This is a genomic window from Streptomyces griseobrunneus, assembly GCF_046713465.1.
Lineage (GTDB): Bacteria > Actinomycetota > Actinomycetes > Streptomycetales > Streptomycetaceae > Streptomyces > Streptomyces microflavus.
Window position 1 is genome coordinate 1,150,285 of sequence record NZ_CP177080.1, and the last position, 16,226, is coordinate 1,166,510.

Below are 16,226 nucleotides of genomic sequence, written 5' to 3' on the forward strand. Positions count from 1 at the left end.
GAAGGCCTGGGACTTCGCCCCTGGGCCGGCCTGGCAGGGGCACGGCACGACCGTGTCGCTGTCCGTCGTGCAGAGAACGCATCGCCCCTCACCCCCGGCCCGTCACCGGCAGCCGTCCACGCACCCATCGGCCCGCTGATAGCGAGGCATGACCAAGCCCTCACTATGCAATACCGGGTGCGGGAAAGCCACTTCCTCCCCGATTCAAAGGAGCCCGACCCGTCTCAGACCTCCACGACCTCCACGACCTCCGCCACCTCCACTGTCCCCACGACCTCCGTCACCTCCACCGGCTCCACGGCAGCCACCACCGCAACGGTCTCCCCGGCCACCCCCGGCAGGAACTCCGCGATCAGCTCCGCGAACTCCTCCGGCGCCGCGATCCGGATCCCCAGCTCCTCCGCCTTGGTCCGCTTCGACCCGGCCTTCTCCCCCGCGACCAGCAGGCTGGTGCGCGCGGAGACGCTGGAGGACGACTTCCCGCCCGCCCGCTCGATCAGCTCGTTCATCTGATTGCGCGACAGCTTCTCCAGCGCCCCGGTCATGGCGCCCGTGACCACCACCTTCATCCCCGCCAGGGGCAGCTCCGCGCCGGTCCCGGCGTCACCCTCCTCCTCCGTGCCGGGCTCCGGCGGCGGGGTGGCGCCCGGCTCCGTCATCGTCACCCCGGCCCGGACGAGCTTCTCGATCAGCGGGGCCAGCTCCGCCAGCTCGGCGACGACCGCCGTGGCCTTCTCCTTGCCGATGCCGTCGACCCGCTGGAGCGACTCGGCGTCGGCGGCGACGATGTGGTCCATGGTCGCGAAGTACCGCGCGATCCTGCGGGACATGGAGCGCCCCGTCCCCCGTACGCCCAGGGCGCAGAAGACCCGGGACAGCGGGCGCGAGCGGGCGGTCCCGATGGCGGCCAGGAGATTGTCGGTGGAGGTCTCGCCCATCCGGTCCAGGGCGAGCAGCTGCTCCCGCTCCAGGGTGAACAGGTCGGCGAAGTCCGTGACCAGGCCCGCGTCGACGAGCTGGACGACCCGGGTGGCTCCGAGGCCCTCGATGTCGAGCTGGTCGCGGCCGCCGGCGTACGAGACGGAGGCGACCAGTCGGCAGTTGCGGCCGCGGGTGCACCGCCAGCGCTGCTCGCTCGTGTCGATCTCGGAACCGCACTGCGGGCAGCTCGCCGGGAACTCGATCGGCGTCTCGTCCCCGGTGCGCAGATGGGCGACGGGAGCCTCGATGCGCGGGATGATGTCGCCCGCCTTGTAGACCATGACCTGGTCGCCCAGGCGCAGATCACGGCGGGTGATGTCGGCCGGGTTGTGGAGGGTGGCGTAGCCGACGGTGGATCCGTCGATCTCGACGGGCTCCAGGACGGCGCGCGGCGCGATGATGCCGGTGCGGCCCACGTTCCACTCGACGGAGAGCAGGCGGGTGATCTTCTCCACGGCGGGGAGCTTGTAGGCGATGGCCCAGCGCGGTGCCCGGCTGCCGGACCCGGCCTCGCGCTGGTCGGCGGCGAGGTCGGCCTTGATCACGATGCCGTCGATACCGAACGGCAGCGCGGCACGCAGGGCGCCGATCTCCTCGACCCGCGCCTGCACCTCCTCCACGGTGGTCACCCGGAGCGGTGCCACCTCCGTGGCCGCGGCCGTGTGCACGCCGAGCCCGGCGACGTACGCGAGGAGTTCGCTGTGGGGCAGCTTCGTGAGGGTCGCGGCGAGCTCTCCGGAGCCGGCGAGCGGCAGGGCGCCGTAGGCGAAGAAGGTCGTCTCCACCCGGTACGCCCGGTCCTTGGCGCGCAGGGTGCCCGCCGCCCCGTTGCGCGGGTTGGCGAAGGGGGCTCCGCCGTGCTCCGTGCGGATCGCGTTGCCCTGCTCGAACTGCTCGTTCGTCATGAGGATCTCGCCGCGCACCTCGATGGTGACCGGTGCGTCCAGCCGCTCGGGCAGTCCGACGACCGCGGCGGCCGCGTGCGAGACGTCCTCGCCCGCCGTGCCGTCGCCCCGGGTGATCAGCCGCTCCAGCCGCCCCTCCCGATAGCGGGCGGCGACTGCCAGGCCGTCCAGCTTCGGCTCGACGCTCCAGGCGGCGACCGGTCTGCCGATCCGCCGCTCCAGCGAGGCGGTCCAGGTGGCGAACTGCTCGGCCGAGAACACGTTGTCCAGCGAGAGCATCGGCACCGTGTGCGGCACGTCTCCGACGGCGGCCCCGCCCGCGACCTTGCCGGTCGGTGACGACTCGAGTATCTCGTCGGGGTGGTCCGCCTCGTATGCGGCGATCCCGCGCGCCAGCCGGTCGTACGCGTCGTCGTCGAGGGTGCTCTCACCCGTGGCGTAGTACGCGGCGGCGGCCTGGGAGGCCTCTTCGACCGCGGCGGCGTAGGCGGCGGCATCGGCGAGCACAGCGGCTGAGTTCGTCATGGTGACCATCCTGCCGCCCACCACTGACAACGCCCTCGACAGCGCCTCCCCACCCCCTCTGCCGACGTCCCACCCGTCACTCCGGAAGAACGCGGTACACCTCCCCGTACGGGAGGGAATGGCACGCTCCGACGAGCATTTGAGAGAGCGCTCTCCCATCTCTCCCACATCCAAGTGCCGCCACATGAATGGGTGTTGCAATGCTTGCGCATTCTCAGCCCTCGCCCTCTCCCTCGTCCAGGCCAACGTCGGCAACGCCGCGGGCGACCGGGCCGCCGCCGAGGTCGCCACCCAGGCCGCCGCCGATGTGGTGCGGGTGGCCGAGTTCTTGGCGGAGTGCCCCTACACCCACCGGGCACCCGACGACCCGATCGTCTTCCCGGGGCTGCCGGGCGCCTCCCACATGCACAGCTTCTTCGGCAACGACACCACCAACGGGAACTCGGACCTGGAGTCGTTGGAGAAGGGCCGCACGAGCTGCTCGCCCGACACCGACCTCTCCTCGTACTGGGTGCCCACCCTGTACGACAGCGACCGGGAGGTGGAGCCGACCGGAACGACCTTCTACTACCTGGGCGAAGGTGTCCGCGACGACATCATCCGGCAGATCAAGCCCTTCCCCCGGGGCCTGCGCATCGTGGCGGGCAACGCGAAGGCGACCGCACCGCAGGAGAACACCATCGCCCGCTGGTCGTGCCTGCACGCCGGTCACGTCAACCCCTCGCAGGACTTCGTGAACTGTCCGCCCGGCACGATGCTGGAGTCCTACCTGGACTTCCCGCAGTGCTGGAACGGTACGGATCTCGACTCGGCCGACCACAAGAGCCACATGGCCTACCCCGTGGCCGGCGCCTGCCCGTCGACCCACCCGGTGCCGGTGCCCAAGCTCCGTCAGGTGCTGCGCTATCCGGTGAGCGGCGACCCGGCCCGCTTCCGGCTGGCCTCGGGCCCCGGCTACACGATGCACGGTGACTTCTTCAACGTATGGCCGCAGGAGGAGATGGCGCAGCGCGTACGCGACTGCATCAACGCCATCGTCAAGTGCGGGTTCGACGGCACTCCCTGATCCGACGTCGTCACCCGTCCGCCCATCCACGGGTCCATCCGTCCATCCGTCCATCCGTCCACCGGTGTCCGCCCCGGGGTCCAGGCCCCGGGGCCGCGCCCTCGGCCCGGTCCAGGACACCTCATGAGTCACGCCACCCGATCCAGGCCCCCCACCGCACGCCTCCCCGTCGTCGCGCTGAGTCTGCTGGCCCTGCTGGCTCTCACCGCGTCGGCCGGCTGCTCCACCGCGACGGAGCCCGCGCCCGCCGCCTCCCCGGTACACACGGCCGCTCCCCCCTCCACCACGGCCTCCTCCTCCGCCTCCACCACGCCCACCGACGCCGCCTGGGCCCAGCTGATGACCCCGATGAACGAGAAGGCGCTGGCCCTGCTCACGCTCGCCGCCGACCGGGCCACCGTGCCCCGGCTGCGGGCCTTCGCGACCCGGCTGCACAGCGGGCAGGAGGCCGAACTCGGGCGTCTGCGGCCCCTGCTGGCACGGATGGGGCTTCCGGACACCGATGTGCACGCGGGCCACGACATGCCCGGCATGGTGACGGAAGCGGACCTCGAAGCGGCCCGGGCGGCCGAGGGGCCGCGTTCGACCGGCTATTCCTGACCGGGATCCGGGACCATCTGCGCCACTCCGCGCAGGTGCCGCGGTCCGAGATCACCGCGGGCGCCAGAGCCGACGCCAAGCAGCTGGCCGCCGCCCTCGTCACGGCGCGCGAGGCCGCGCTCACCGAGCTGGAAGGGCTCCCGGGGGCGGCACAGGCCCTCGGCTGACCTGCGCGCTGGGCTGCGGGTATAAAGGGCTGCATGACAGCCGAAGTGGAGCCGCCCGTACGTCCGACCTTGGAGGACGTGGCGGCCGTGGCCGGTGTCTCACGGGCCACCGTGTCCCGGGTGATCAACGGAGCCACCACGGTGGACCCCGCCCTGCGCACCGTGGTGGAGGAGGCGGTGGCGACGACCGGGTACGTGCCCAACCGGGCGGCGCGCTCGCTGGTGACCCGGCGCACCGACTCCGTGGCCCTGGTGATCTCGGAGCGGGAACGGCGTCCGGTCTCCGAGCCGTTCGCCGGCCGGATGTTCTCCGACCCCTACTTCGGCCGGGTCGTCAGCGGGCTCCTCGAAGTGCTGCGTCCTGCGGGCATCCAGATGGTGCTGATGCTGGCCGACGACGAGACGTCCCGGAACCAGCTGCTCTCCTACCTGCGCCACGGCCACGTCGACGGCGTCGTCCTGGTCACCTCGCACGCGGACGACCCGCTGCCCCATCTGCTCCAGGAGACCCGGCTGCCCGCCGTCCTCGCGGGCCGCCCGCCGCGTCCGTCGTCGCTGGCCTACGTGGAGGTCGACCAGCAGGCCGGGGCGCGGCTGGCGGCCGACCATCTGGCCGCGCTGGGGCGGCGCCGGATCGGGACCATCTCCGGTCCGCAGGACAGGCCTGCGGGGCAGGTACGTCTCGCGGGTTTCCTGGAGGCCCTCGCCACGCACGGCATCGAGGACGTGGCCTGCGCGGAAGGGGACTTCACACATCTGGGCGGTGCGGCGGCGATGCGCCGGCTGCTGGAGGAACAGCCCGGTCTGGACGGGGTGTTCATCGCCTCGGACCTGATGGCACTGGGCGCGCTCCCGGTGCTGCAGCGGGCCGGCCGGGACGTACCGTCGGATGTCGCGGTGGTCGGTTTCGACGACAGCAGCGCGGCGGCCGCCTGCGACCCGCCGCTGACGACGGTTCGGCAGCCGGTGGAGGAGATGGCGGCGGAGATGGCCCGGCTGCTGCTGAAGCAGATCGGCGGGCCCGGCGGGCCCTCGCCCTCCGTGGTCTTCCCGCCGACGCTGGTACGACGCCAGTCGGCCTGATCCGAGGGGGCGGCGCTCAGGTCAACTCGGCGTCTCCGGCAGCGAGATCTCGCTGAGCACCGGTGCCGCCCGCACGACCGGACCCGGCCCGTCGACCGGGCCCGGCCCGCCGGCACCCCGCTCCCCCGGGAACGGCTCGTCCGCCCGGGCGGTGCCCGTGAAGCCCTCCGTCCGCACCGGCACCTGCGGGCCGGAGAACTCCAGCAGCCAGCGGTTCAGCACCCGGTGCACCGCCTCCGCGCCCACCAGCCCGCCGCCCGGCGGTGCGGGCGCGCCTTCGGCGGTCTCGGCGGCCACGATGTCCAGCGGGTCCGTCATCCCGCGCGGCCAGAGCAGGAACGGCCGGGCCTGTTCGCCGCCGAGTCCGCCGTGCGAGCCGATCTGCTCCTCGAAGGCGTGCACGGTGCCGGTTTCGGGGTCGTACATGGAGTTGACCATGACGTCGGCGACGTGCGGGAAGGTGTCGGTGCGCCGTACGGCGGCCGCCGCGCCGGTTCCGAAGACGGCGAGCGGACCCGTCCCGTCGGCCAGTTCGGCGGCGGGGACCTCGGTACCGCCCGGCCCGAGCACCACGGAGCCGTGTTCCTCACTGCGTACGAGGAGGAAGCCGATCCCCGGATGGTCGGCGAGCGTGGACAGCAGCGCCGGGTTGCGGCGGTCGATCTCCTCGCGCGAGGCGCGCCCCTCGATGTCGGGGAAGGAGACCAGGCCGAGGTTGCCGGAGGCCAGCACGATCGGTTCGGAGCGCTTGGCCGCGTGCTCCGCCTCCGGTTCCACCTCCGCGGGCGGGCGGTGCAGGGCGATCCGTACCGCGTCACGCGCCTCGGACGCGCTGTGCGTGCCGCGCGCCCTGCGCGGCACCGGGAGCCCGCAGCCCGCCCGTACGAGGTCCTTGAGCGTCAGCCCGTACCTTCCGGCGAAGGTCTCGCCGGGGCTCTGGCCGTGGTCGGAGAGGAGCACGATCCGGTACGTGCGCGGGGTGTGGTCGGCGATCTTGGAGATCAGCGCGAGCGAGCGGTCGAGGCGCTGGAGGACCTTCTCGGCGTCGCGGCTGTGCGGTCCGGAGTGGTGGGCGACCTCGTCGTAGGCGACCAGGTCGGCGTAGACGGCGGTGCGGCCGGCGAACATGTCGCCGAGGACGGCGGCGACGACCACATCGCGCTCGACCACGGTGGCGAAGGCCCGGATGAAGGGGTAGAGGCCGCCGCGCTTGACCCGGGGGGTGACCTTGCGGGCGCGGGCCCGGGTCGACTGGCCGATCTCGCGGCCGAGCTCGGCGGCGAACGAGAGGGCGGTGCGGACGGCGTTGGCCGGGTCGGAGAAGTAGGCGAAGTAGCCGGAGCGGGAGCGCCTGCCCTTGCCGCGCCGGGCGGCCATGGACAGGACCAGGGCGAGCTGTCCGGCTCCGCCGCTGAAGAGGTTGCCCCGGCTCGCGCCGTCGATGGTGAGGAGGCCGCCGTCCCGGGTGCGGGCGATGGCGCGGCGCTGCATTTCGAGGGCGCTGGCGGGGCGGCTGGAGACCATGACGGTGCCGGTCTCCTTCTCGTACCAGCGGAAGGCGGGGACGTCGTGGTTGGAGCCGTGCAGGATGGCGAGCTGGCTGGCGCCGGTCTGGCTGGACCAGTCGGTGCGCCAGGGGGTGAGGCGGTGTCCGGAGGAGTCGGCGAGCCAGCCGGCGACGGTCGGCATGAGTCCGTCGGCCGCGGCCTTCACCAGGACGTCGTGGCCGACGCCGTCGAGCTGGAGGAAGACGGTGCCGGGCGGTCCGTCGCGGTCGGGTCCCAGGATGTCCGGGGAGCCGCGCCGACGGCGCCGGTCGGCGAGGCGGGAGAGCCTGCGGCGGTAGGCCTCGTCGTCGCGGACGGCGAGTGCGGTGGAGGTGGCGGAGGCGACGGCGGACATCACGGCGGCGACGACGACCGCGGTCTCCGGGGCGGCGTCGCCGCGCCCGTCCGGGATGAGGCGCAGCGCTATCAGCAGCAGCGAGCCGTTGAGGAAGAAGACCAGCGCGCCGAGGACGAGCGCGGGGACGATGAGCAGGGCCCGGACGAGGACGGGCCACACCAGGGCGGAGAGCAGGCCGAACGCCCCCGCGCCCCAGGCCGCCGTGAAGGCGGTACGGGTGATGGTGTCGCCGTCGTCGGACTGGAGCCGGAAGTCGGGCAGGATGCCGGCGAGGGCGAGCATGGTGAGGGTGGACACCGCCCAGACCGCGATGATCCGCATCAGCGCACCGCCCGCAGTACGCCATCTCGCCGTACGCCGTCCCGGCGCAGGCCGTCTCCGCTCGTCCACGCCGGTCCACCTCACGCCTTCTCCCCCTGCGGGCCCGTCCGTCAGGAGCCCGCTCCCCAGCTTTTCACAGCGTCGGCCCCGGTCAGGGCCGTCGTGGTGGAGGCCAGGGGGCGCATAGGCTCGTACCGGCGGCGCTCCTGGGTACGGGATGGCGTGGGCCTCTCCGGGACATCGGGTCGCGGAGGCCGAAGAAGGAGGCGGGACGTGCCGGTGGAGGTCACCTGGTGGGGTCATGCCACCTGCACGATCGAGGACTCCGGGGTACGGGTGCTGACCGACCCCCTGTTCGTACGGCGCTTCGCGCATCTGCGGCGCCGCCGGGGTGAGGTGCCGCCGCCGCAGGCCGCGCTCGCCGAGGTGGTGCTGGTCTCGCATCTCCACTCCGACCATCTGCATCTGCCGTCGCTGTCCCGGCTGGCCCCCGGCACCCGGCTGATCGTGCCGAGCGGCGCGGTCGCGGCCGTGCCCGGGCTGCGGGCCCTGCGCCGGAGGCGGGAGCTCCTGATCACCGAGGTGCGGGCGGGCGACGAGGTACGGGTCGGCGAGGTGCGGGTGCGGGCGGTTCCGGCGCTCCACGACGGGCGGCGGCTGCCGGTCGGGCCGCGCCGGGTGCCCGCGCTCGGTTACGTGGTCGAGGGCGAGGCGCGGACGTACTTCGCCGGGGACACCGGGCTCTACGACGAGATGGCCGAGGCGGTGGGCGCGGTCGATGTGGCGCTGCTGCCGGTGGGCGGCTGGGGCCCGTACCTCGGGCACGGCCATCTGGACCCGTCCCGGGCCGCCGAGGCGCTGACCCTGCTGGAGCCTCGCTCGGCGGTGCCGGTTCACTACGGCACGTACTGGCCGATCGGTCTGGACGGGGTGCGGCCGCACGAGTTCCACGGGCCGGGCGACGAGTTCGTCCGGCAGGCGGGCATACGGGCGCCCGCGGTGGCGGTGCACCTGCTGTCCCACGGCGAGCGGGTCCGGCCGGAGGCCGGCCGGTGATCCAGGAGTTCCAGTCGGTGGTGCGGGAGCTGCCGGGTGAGTCGGCCCAGCAGGCCGTGGGCTACCCGACGCTCTTCCTCCTGGTGGCGCTGGGGTCCCTGGTGCCGGTGATTCCGACGGGGGCGCTGGTGAGTTCGGCGGCGGTGGTGGCGCTCCACCAGTCGTCACCGTTCTCGATGCTCTTCGTCTTCGCGGTGGCCTCGGGAGCGGCGTTCCTGGGGGACGTCTGCCTGTACTGGCTGGGGCAGCGGGGCGTGCGCTCGAATCACGGTTCGAAGTGGCTGGAGGCGCTCACGCGCCGGGCCGCGCCGGAGCGGCTGGCGCAGGCGCAGGAGAAGCTCGACGAGCACGGCGGGACGGTGCTGATCCTGTCCCGGCTGGTGCCGGCCGGGCGGATCCCGGTGATGCTGGCCTGTCTGCTGGGGAAGATGCCGCTGAAGACGTTCGCCCGGGGCGATGTGCCGGCGTGTCTGGCGTGGGCGGCCACGTACCAGCTGATCGGGATCCTGGGCGGCTCGCTCTTCCCGGAGCCCTGGCAGGGCGTGGTCGCGGCGGTGGCGCTGACCGTGCTGATCAGTGTGGCGCCGGCGGTGTGGCGGAAGCTGCGCGCCCGGTTCGGCCACGGGACGGGCGACGCGACGAGCTGAGGCCCCCGTCATGGGACGGGGAACGCGACGGGCCTAGTAGGGCTTGGTCTCCGCCGAGGGACGAGCTGACGTCTCCGCCTTCCCCACCGCTCACCTCCTGAAGGTCACCGCAGCTCGCCGAAGGCCGCTGCGAACCGGCTCAGTGCCCGCGCCACATGCGGCAGCTCCAGGGGCTCCTCGGCGGTGAGGGACTCCCGCTGCTCCTCGGCCGTCGCCCCCAGCAGCGGCCCGGTGGAGAGCCGTACGCGCAGGGCGCCCAGCTCGTCCCCGAAGCGGTGGCCGCCCGGGGTCGGGGCGCCGAGCCGGTCGGTGAGGTGCTCCTCCAGCTCCATGGAGTCCGTGACACCCAGGTCCGCCAGCCGGGAGCGGAGCGGGCCGAGGTCCGCGTAGAGGTGGCGGCCCGCCTGTGGAGGGCGGGCCAGGACTCCGGCGGTGAGGACCGCGCGGTGGGCGGCGGCGGCCACCTGGCACTGGAGCCCCGCGGCCTGCCGGATCCTCTCCCGTACGGCCTCCGGCTCCCCGAGGGCGTGGGCGGCGGCGGGCGCCAGCGGACCGGCGACCAGGGCCCCCAGCGCGGTCAGGACGTCCAGCGTGCGGGCCCGGCGCACGGCTCCCCGCCCGGTCTCCGGGAAGCGGGCGACGGCGACCGGCCAGGCGGCGGGGGTGAGTCCGCCGGAGAGGTCGCTGATGACGGTGACGTCGTCGGGGCACATCTCGGCGGGGCTGAGCAGGACGGTGTCGCGGGGCCGGTGCACGGTGTCGCGCCAGGTCTCGTCGCTGATGATGTGCATCCCCTCGCCGACCGCCGCCTCACAGGCCTCCCGCACCAGCTCGGGCGGGGCGACGGTGGCGGTGGGGTCGTCGGCGACGGAGAGCACCAGCAGTTTCGGCCGACCGCCCTCGGCCCGTACCCGGCGCACGGTCTCCAGCAGGGCGTACGGGTCGGGGACGCCCCCGCATTCGGCGGGCGTCGGCACCTGGTAGGCGGGCGTGCCGAGCAGCCGGGCCTGGGGCATCCAGGTGGCCGGGCAGGGGCGGGGCATCAGGACGTCACCGCCGTGCGCGGCGATCAGCGCGAGGAGGAGCGGCTGGTCGCCGGGGGCCGCCACGATGTTCTCCGGCCCGCCGTGCAGGCCGCGCCGGGCCCAGTAGGCGCAGGCCGCCTCGCGCAGGACGCGGCCGCCGCCTGGCGGCTCGGGGCGGGTGCGGTCCGCCGCGGCGGCCAGGACCGCGGCCAGTTGGGGGATGACGGGCAGGCCGGGGTCGGGGGCGGGCGGCCCGTAGCGGACGGGCCCGTGGTCCTCGTGCATTCCGGCCTCCTCCGCCGCCACCGGCCACGACTGTTCCGCTACGGCTCCGGGGCGCTCTCAGGGCCCTTTATACGGAGGTTCGGGCCGGGCCGCCCGCCCAATTGCGCACCCGGGGGGCCGGTGGCCACCCGCCGGGGGGTCCCTGGGCGGCTGCGCCGGTGGCCGGCCCACCGGGCGGATCCTGGGCCGTTGAGCCGGTGGCCGGCGCCGCGTGGTGAGGCTCTCAGCGCGCCTGCTGGTTCATCGGCCGGTCTCCGGGTATTCGCTGAGCCATGTCGCCCAAGTCGTCACCGAACACATCATCCGCCGCCCCCGCCGCCGACCGGGTGCGGAGCTGGCTGCAAGGACGGGACCTGGCCGTCTTCCAGAACGTCGCGGGACGGCACTGGCCGGGCGCCGACCCCCTGCTGCCCCAGCTGAGCCGGAGCGCCAACCACGGGCTGCTCTGGTTCGGGACGGCGGTCGGCATCGCGGCCCTCGGCTCCAGCGCCCGGTCCCGCCGTGCGGCGCTGCGCGGGGTCGCTTCGCTGGCCGTGGCGTCGGTGGCCATCAACACCGTCGGCAAGGGGGCGGTCCGCCGCCAGCGGCCGATACTCGATCATGTGCCGGTCATGCGGCAGCTGAAGCGGCAGCCGGTGACCACGTCCTTCCCCTCCGGCCACGCGGCCTCGGCGGCGGCCTTCGCCACCGGGGTGGCGCTGGAGTCGAAGGGCTGGGGTGCCGTCGTCGCCCCCGTCGCGGCGGCGGTGGCCGCCTCCCGCGTCTACACGGGGGTGCACTATCCGAGCGATGTGCTGGCCGGGGCGGCGCTCGGCGTAGGAGCCGCGTTCGCGCTGCGCGGGGTCGTCCCCACCCGGGGCCAGCTCCCCGCGCCCGGCCGCCCGCCCGGTGAGGCTCCCGCGCTGCCCGGCGGGAAGGGCCTCGTGGTGGTGGTGAACGAGGCGTCCGGGACGGCCACCGCGACCGCGTCGATGGTGCGGGAGGCGCTGCCTCTCGCCGAGGTGGTCGAGTGTGCGCCCGCCGACCTGTCCACCGCAATGGAGAAGGCGGCGGGCCGGGGGAAGGCGCTGGGTGTCTGCGGGGGCGACGGCACGGTGAACCTGGCGGCCTCCGTCGCGGCGACGCACGGGATGCCGCTTGCGGTCTTCCCCGGCGGGACCCTCAACCACTTCGCCTACGACCTGGGCATCGAGACGGTCCAGGAAGCGGCGGCCGCGCTCACGGCGGGCGATGCCATACAGGTCGACCTGGGCCGGTTCCGCCCCGGCCCGAAGGGGCCCGAGGGGGCCGACGGCTACTTCCTCAACGCCTTCAGCCTGGGCGCCTATCCGGAGCTCGTACGGAAGCGGGAGCACTGGTCGCCCCGGATCGGCGGCTGGCCGGCCGGGGTGCTCGCCGCCCTCCACGTACTGCGCGGACAGCGCCCTCTGGAAGCCGAACTCCAGGGACGCAGGCGCCCGTTGTGGCTGGTGTTCGTCGGGAACGGCCTCTTCCAGCGGGTCGGCCCGGCGCCCGGCCGGCGTCACAACCTGGCGGACGGGCTGCTGGACGTGAGGGTGGTGCACGGCGGCCGGGGCCCGGCGCTGCGTCTGCTGGCGGCGGCGGTGGCCGGACCCCTGACCCGCTCCCCCGCGCACGCCGCGGTACGGCGGCGCCGGGTGCGGATCGCCGGTCTGGCGCCGGGGACTCCGTACGCGTACGACGGTGAAGTGGCCCACTCCGGGACCGAGTTGCTGATCGACAAGCTGCCGGAGGCGCTGACGGTCTACTGCCCGATGCACGTGTAGCTCTCCCCACACCGCGTCCACATCCCAAGACGCCCATCTCATCATCCGGCATGGCGGCGTACGGTAGTTGCTGAATCGAGAGAGGACGCCGCCATGCCGGACGCTGCCATGCCGAAAGAAACCGCCGTCTACACCCACGGCCACCACGAGTCGGTGCTGCGCTCGCACCGCTGGCGGACCGCCGCCAACTCGGCGGGCTACCTGCTCGGTGAACTCCGGCCCGGCATGGCGGTGCTGGACGTCGGCTGCGGCCCCGGCACCATCACCGCCGACCTGGCCGCGCTGGTCGCGCCGGGCCGGGTGACGGCCGTCGACACCGGCACCGGCATCCTGGAGCAGGCGGCCGCGGTGGCCGCCGAACGCGGTCTGGAGAACGTCGAGTTCGCGGTGGCCGACGTCCACGCCCTGGACTTCCCCGACGACTCCTTCGATATCGTCCACGCCCACCAGGTGCTCCAGCATGTGGGCGACCCGGTGCAGGCGCTGCGCGAGATGCGGCGCGTCTGCCGGCCCGGTGGGGTGGTCGCGGCGCGCGACAGCGACTACGCGGCGATGGCCTGGTTCCCCGAGACCTCCGGGCTGTCGGAGTGGCAGGAGGTCTACCGGCGGGTGGCCCGCGCCAACGGCGGCGAACCGGACGCCGGGCGGATGCTGCTCTCCTGGGCGCGGCAGGCGGGGTTCCCCGACATCACCCCGACCGCCGCCGCCTGGTGTTTCGCCACCCCGGAGACCCGCGCCTGGTGGAGCGGGCTGTGGGCGGACCGTACGACGGACTCGGTCTACGCCGAGCTGGCGGTACGGGGCGGCCATGCGAGCACCGAGCAGCTGACGGCCATCGCGGCCACGTGGCGTGGCTGGGGCGTGGAGGACGACGGCTGGTTCATGGTCCCGCACGGCGAGGTGCTCTGCCGGGGGTGACCGGAGGCGCTACGGGGACAGCGCGCGGCCTCAGGGCCGGAGCCACTCCATGACGTGCCCGGTCGCCGCGAACCGTTCGTTCCCGGCGAGCTTCCCGGACTTGGTCTCGACGACCACGAAGCCCGCGCTCTCGTAGAGGGCGCGGGCGTTGTCGTTCCCGGCCAGGACCGTGCACTCGATCCGGGCCGAGTCGTCGGCCTCCAGCACATGGCGCAGCAGGACCCGCCCGATGCCCTGGCGGTAGCGGGCGGGGTCGACGTACAGCCAGGTCAGTTCGGCGTCCGCGAAGGCCGCGAAGCCGGCCACCACCGGCACCGCGCCCGTACGGTCCCGTGCCTCGGCCACCCAGAGGTCGCCGTCGAACAGCCCCTCCTCCTCGTGCGTCTCCGCGAGCGTGAGGAAGGCCTCCACGCCGACCGAGCCGCGCAGCTCGTCCAGACGGGCGGTGTCGTGGATGCGGGCGATGGCGTCCCAGTCCTCGGGCCGGTAGGGGCGGACGGTGACTTCCCCGGGCGTACGTCGTTCCATGGCGCGACCCTCGCACCGCGCCCCCACCGCGGCAACCGAATTCCTTGCGGACCGGAGCGGCCGGAGCGGACCCGAATCGATCACGCCCCCGGCGCACGCCAACTACCCTCGTACGCATGGAGATCCTGGGAACCACGCTGCGTATCTGCGTCGACGACCTGGAGGCCGCGGTGGCCTTCTACGAGGGGCTGACGAGCACCCCGGCCCTGCGCTTCGAGCGCGGCGGGGTCTCGGTCGCCGCGATCGGCTGCTTCCTGCTGATGAGCGGGCCCGAGTCGGAGCTGGAGGTGCTGCGCAAGGTGAGCGCGACCATCGCCGTCAAGGACGTGGACGAGGCGAACGCGGCGCTGACCCGGGCGGGCGCGCGGATCGTCGCGGGGCCGCTGCCGACCCCGGCGGGCCGCAACCTGATCGCGCTGCACCCGGACGGTTCGGTCTTCGAGTACGCGGACCGCAAGATCATGGCCTGATCCGCCCCGGGCCTGGGCGGGGGCGGCCCGTTCAGGCCGGTGCGAGAGCTCCGACGACGAGGTCGGCGAGCAGGGCGCCCGCGGTGCCGTCCGGGTCGAGATCCGGGTCGTAGATGGTCACGTTGAGCCCGACGCAGCGCGGGGAGGGGAGGGGACCAGCGTACGCAGCAGCGGGGCGAGTTCGCCGGGCAGCAGGCCGCCGCCGTCGGGGCTGTCGACGGCGGGCATGATCCTCGGGTCGAGGACGTCGGCGTCCAGGTGGACCCAGTAGCCGTCGAGGGCGGGCGTCTCCAGGCTCTCCACGGTGGTCCGCGCCAGCTCGGCGGCGCCCCACTCCCGGATCTGGCCGACGGTCGCGTGGGGGATCTTCAGGGCGGCCAGCTCGGCCCGGTCCTCGTCCCCGTCGCGCATGCCGAAGAGGTGGATGTCCTCGTCCTTGAGGTAGGGGCCGAGCCCGTCGATGTCGGCGAGGTCCGCCTGGCCGCGCCCGGTGGAGATCGCCGGCTCCTCGCCGCCCGCGGCCCCGATCCGGTCGCTGTTGCCGGAGTGCCGGAAGTCGGGGGACCCGTCGACGGCGGCGAGCCCGTACCGGCCGGGACGGCGCAGGGCGAGGGCGGCGCGCCCAGCTGGATCGAGCAGTCACCACCGAGGACCAGGGCGAACTCTCCGGCCCTTACGTGTCCTTCGACGCGGTCGGCGAGGGTGCGGGTGTACCGGGCGATGGCGGCGGCGTTGAAGACCCCGTCGCCCTCCTTCCACTCCCCCAGGTCGTAGCGCGGCGGGACCACGACTCCGCCCTCCAGCGCCCCGAGGCGCTGCACGATCCGCTGCTCGCGCAGTGCGCCCGCCAGCCTGTAGCAGCCCGGGACGGTACCGGGGGCGGGGGGCCGCAGGCCGAGGTTGGAGGGGGCGTCGAGGACCACGACGGTGCGCATGCGCCCCATCCTCGCCGCTGCTCCGGGCGGCCTCAAGAGGGATTCGGCGGCCCCCGGAAGAGTGTGAAGAGAGGGTTCGGCGGGCCCCGGAAGAGAGGGTTACGCGGCTTCGGCGGCCGGGGCCGTGATCGCCCAGCGTTCGTGGTCGCGCCAGGCGCCGTCGATGTGGAGAAAGTCGGGCGAGAACCCCTCCAGGCGGAAGCCCGCCCGCCGGACCAGGGCGATGGAGGCCGCGTTGCCGGGCTGGATGTTGGCCTCCAGGCGGTGCAGGCCGAGCGGCCCGAAGGCCAGGCCCATGACGAGGCCGAGCGCTTCGCCCATCAGTCCGCGCCCGGCCGCGTGGACGAAGGCCCCGTAGCCGAGGGCACCGCAGCGGAAGCCGCCGAGGGCGATGTTGTTGATGTTGATGAACCCGGCGATGGCCCCGTCCGCCTCGCCCTCGCCAGGCTCGCCGCGCTCGCAGACCAGAAAACCCTCGCGGGCCGGGTCCCGGACGAGGGTCTCGGTGTAGGCGGCGTAGGTGGCGGCGCGCTCCGGCGGGAAGAGCCACGGGCGGTGGAGGGTGCGGCTCTCCCGGGCGCGGGCCGTGAACTCCGCCGCGTCGGCGTCGTTGAAGCGGCGCAGGGCCGTTCGCGGGCCTTCGGCGAGGTACGGGGCGGTCGGGCTCCGGTGACCGTTCGGATCGGGCATCGCCCCAGCGTACGACGGGTACGGGAGGTAGGGGCGGCAGGCCCCCCCCGTCACGTGCGCCCCCGGCGTCACTTGCGCTTGCGGCGGAACAGATAGCCGCCGCAGACCAGGCCGATGAGGAACATCGCGAGCAGAGCGAGCCAGAGCGGCATGGTCACTTCGGGGACAATCACCCGGATGGTGACCTTCTGGGTGTTCACGCAGATGAACACGATGACGAGGGCGACCAGCACCGCGACGGCGATGCGCCCCGGGGTCCACAGCCCGGTGCCACGCCTGCCGTCGCTCGTCACGTCCTTGGGACTCATGGCCCGGTCCTTCCGCTCGCTCCT

General features: G+C 73.8%; 13 protein-coding genes and 2 pseudogenes. 8 read left to right on the forward strand and 7 right to left on the reverse strand.

Going from position 1 to position 16,226, the window contains the following annotated elements; all coding sequences use genetic code 11:
* Window positions 1-224 precede the first annotated feature (224 nt).
* Complete coding sequence (gene ligA, locus ACK8N7_RS05335) at window positions 225-2,411, reverse strand: NAD-dependent DNA ligase LigA (RefSeq protein ID WP_403210222.1); 2,187 nt, start codon at window positions 2,409-2,411, stop codon at window positions 225-227.
* Between the two features lie 184 nt (window positions 2,412-2,595).
* Between ligA and ACK8N7_RS05340 the strand changes: the two genes are divergently transcribed.
* The 3 genes and pseudogenes from ACK8N7_RS05340 to ACK8N7_RS05350 all read left to right on the forward strand — a co-directional run bounded on the left by ACK8N7_RS05340 (window position 2,596) and on the right by ACK8N7_RS05350 (window position 5,327).
* Window positions 2,596-3,477 (forward strand): DUF1996 domain-containing protein, encoded by an 882-nt coding sequence (locus ACK8N7_RS05340; protein WP_500441189.1) that lies wholly within the window; start codon window positions 2,596-2,598, stop codon window positions 3,475-3,477.
* Between the two features lie 123 nt (window positions 3,478-3,600).
* Window positions 3,601-4,244 (forward strand): annotated as a pseudogene (locus ACK8N7_RS05345) (DUF305 domain-containing protein).
* 33 nt (window positions 4,245-4,277) lie between these two features.
* The gene (locus ACK8N7_RS05350; RefSeq protein ID WP_015612532.1) at window positions 4,278-5,327 is read left to right on the forward strand and encodes a LacI family DNA-binding transcriptional regulator; all 1,050 of its coding nucleotides are present in this window, start codon (window positions 4,278-4,280) and stop codon (window positions 5,325-5,327) included.
* A 21-nt stretch (window positions 5,328-5,348) separates the two neighbouring features.
* On the opposite strand, the gene ACK8N7_RS05355 is transcribed toward ACK8N7_RS05350, so the two are convergent.
* Window positions 5,349-7,553 (reverse strand): phage holin family protein, encoded by a 2,205-nt coding sequence (locus tag ACK8N7_RS05355; protein WP_500441191.1) that lies wholly within the window; start codon window positions 7,551-7,553, stop codon window positions 5,349-5,351.
* 273 nt (window positions 7,554-7,826) lie between these two features.
* Between ACK8N7_RS05355 and ACK8N7_RS05360 the strand changes: the two genes are divergently transcribed.
* Together ACK8N7_RS05360 and ACK8N7_RS05365 are read left to right on the forward strand one after the other, a co-directional pair.
* Window positions 7,827-8,609: an MBL fold metallo-hydrolase gene (locus ACK8N7_RS05360; protein ID WP_403210218.1), complete on the forward strand. Its 783-nt coding sequence runs from the start codon at window positions 7,827-7,829 to the stop codon at window positions 8,607-8,609.
* On the forward strand, window positions 8,606-9,256 hold the full coding sequence (locus tag ACK8N7_RS05365; protein WP_403210216.1) for a DedA family protein: 651 nt from the start codon (window positions 8,606-8,608) through the stop codon (window positions 9,254-9,256). The genes ACK8N7_RS05360 and ACK8N7_RS05365 overlap by 4 nt, the downstream gene beginning before the upstream one ends.
* Before the next feature lie 104 nt (window positions 9,257-9,360).
* Here ACK8N7_RS05365 and ACK8N7_RS05370 read toward each other — a convergent pair whose 3' ends face one another.
* The gene (locus ACK8N7_RS05370) at window positions 9,361-10,566 is read right to left on the reverse strand and encodes an aminotransferase class I/II-fold pyridoxal phosphate-dependent enzyme (protein ID WP_403210214.1); all 1,206 of its coding nucleotides are present in this window, start codon (window positions 10,564-10,566) and stop codon (window positions 9,361-9,363) included.
* A 272-nt stretch (window positions 10,567-10,838) separates the two neighbouring features.
* Between ACK8N7_RS05370 and ACK8N7_RS05375 the strand changes: the two genes are divergently transcribed.
* Window positions 10,839-12,353: a bifunctional phosphatase PAP2/diacylglycerol kinase family protein gene (locus tag ACK8N7_RS05375; protein WP_403210213.1), complete on the forward strand. Its 1,515-nt coding sequence runs from the start codon at window positions 10,839-10,841 to the stop codon at window positions 12,351-12,353.
* Window positions 12,354-12,461: 108 nt separating this feature from the next.
* Entirely contained in the window at window positions 12,462-13,271 is an 810-nt protein-coding gene (locus tag ACK8N7_RS05380) for a class I SAM-dependent methyltransferase (protein WP_403210983.1), read from the forward strand.
* A gap of 30 nt (window positions 13,272-13,301) precedes the next feature.
* On the opposite strand, the gene ACK8N7_RS05385 is transcribed toward ACK8N7_RS05380, so the two are convergent.
* Window positions 13,302-13,799: a GNAT family N-acetyltransferase gene (locus ACK8N7_RS05385; RefSeq protein ID WP_403210212.1), complete on the reverse strand. Its 498-nt coding sequence runs from the start codon at window positions 13,797-13,799 to the stop codon at window positions 13,302-13,304.
* A gap of 116 nt (window positions 13,800-13,915) precedes the next feature.
* Here ACK8N7_RS05385 and ACK8N7_RS05390 point away from each other — a divergent pair, with 116 nt between their 5' ends.
* Complete coding sequence (locus tag ACK8N7_RS05390) at window positions 13,916-14,269, forward strand: VOC family protein (RefSeq protein ID WP_403210210.1); 354 nt, start codon at window positions 13,916-13,918, stop codon at window positions 14,267-14,269.
* Window positions 14,270-14,300: 31 nt separating this feature from the next.
* Here ACK8N7_RS05390 and ACK8N7_RS05395 read toward each other — a convergent pair.
* The 3 genes and pseudogenes from ACK8N7_RS05395 to ACK8N7_RS05405 all read right to left on the reverse strand — a co-directional run bounded on the left by ACK8N7_RS05395 (window position 14,301) and on the right by ACK8N7_RS05405 (window position 16,202).
* Window positions 14,301-15,204, reverse strand: a pseudogene (locus ACK8N7_RS05395) (arginase family protein).
* Between the two features lie 99 nt (window positions 15,205-15,303).
* The gene (locus ACK8N7_RS05400) at window positions 15,304-15,894 is read right to left on the reverse strand and encodes a GNAT family N-acetyltransferase (RefSeq protein ID WP_403210208.1); all 591 of its coding nucleotides are present in this window, start codon (window positions 15,892-15,894) and stop codon (window positions 15,304-15,306) included.
* 68 nt (window positions 15,895-15,962) lie between these two features.
* The gene (locus ACK8N7_RS05405) at window positions 15,963-16,202 is read right to left on the reverse strand and encodes a LapA family protein (protein ID WP_356410505.1); all 240 of its coding nucleotides are present in this window, start codon (window positions 16,200-16,202) and stop codon (window positions 15,963-15,965) included.
* Window positions 16,203-16,226: the final 24 nt, after the last annotated feature.

Coding starts and splice junctions, on each gene's coding strand:
- ACK8N7_RS05405 (WP_356410505.1), bottom strand. CDS start 16,202: ATGAGTCCCAAGGACGTGACGAGCGACGGCAGGCGTGGCACCGGGCTG.
- ACK8N7_RS05355 (WP_500441191.1), bottom strand. CDS start 7,553: ATGCGGATCATCGCGGTCTGGGCGGTGTCCACCCTCACCATGCTCGCC.
- ACK8N7_RS05380 (WP_403210983.1), top strand. CDS start 12,462: ATGCCGAAAGAAACCGCCGTCTACACCCACGGCCACCACGAGTCGGTG.
- ACK8N7_RS05400 (WP_403210208.1), bottom strand. CDS start 15,894: ATGCCCGATCCGAACGGTCACCGGAGCCCGACCGCCCCGTACCTCGCC.
- ACK8N7_RS05340 (WP_500441189.1), top strand. CDS start 2,596: ATGAATGGGTGTTGCAATGCTTGCGCATTCTCAGCCCTCGCCCTCTCC.
- ACK8N7_RS05350 (WP_015612532.1), top strand. CDS start 4,278: ATGACAGCCGAAGTGGAGCCGCCCGTACGTCCGACCTTGGAGGACGTG.
- ACK8N7_RS05385 (WP_403210212.1), bottom strand. CDS start 13,799: ATGGAACGACGTACGCCCGGGGAAGTCACCGTCCGCCCCTACCGGCCC.
- ACK8N7_RS05375 (WP_403210213.1), top strand. CDS start 10,839: ATGTCGCCCAAGTCGTCACCGAACACATCATCCGCCGCCCCCGCCGCC.
- ACK8N7_RS05370 (WP_403210214.1), bottom strand. CDS start 10,566: ATGCACGAGGACCACGGGCCCGTCCGCTACGGGCCGCCCGCCCCCGAC.
- ACK8N7_RS05390 (WP_403210210.1), top strand. CDS start 13,916: ATGGAGATCCTGGGAACCACGCTGCGTATCTGCGTCGACGACCTGGAG.
- ligA (WP_403210222.1), bottom strand. CDS start 2,411: ATGACGAACTCAGCCGCTGTGCTCGCCGATGCCGCCGCCTACGCCGCC.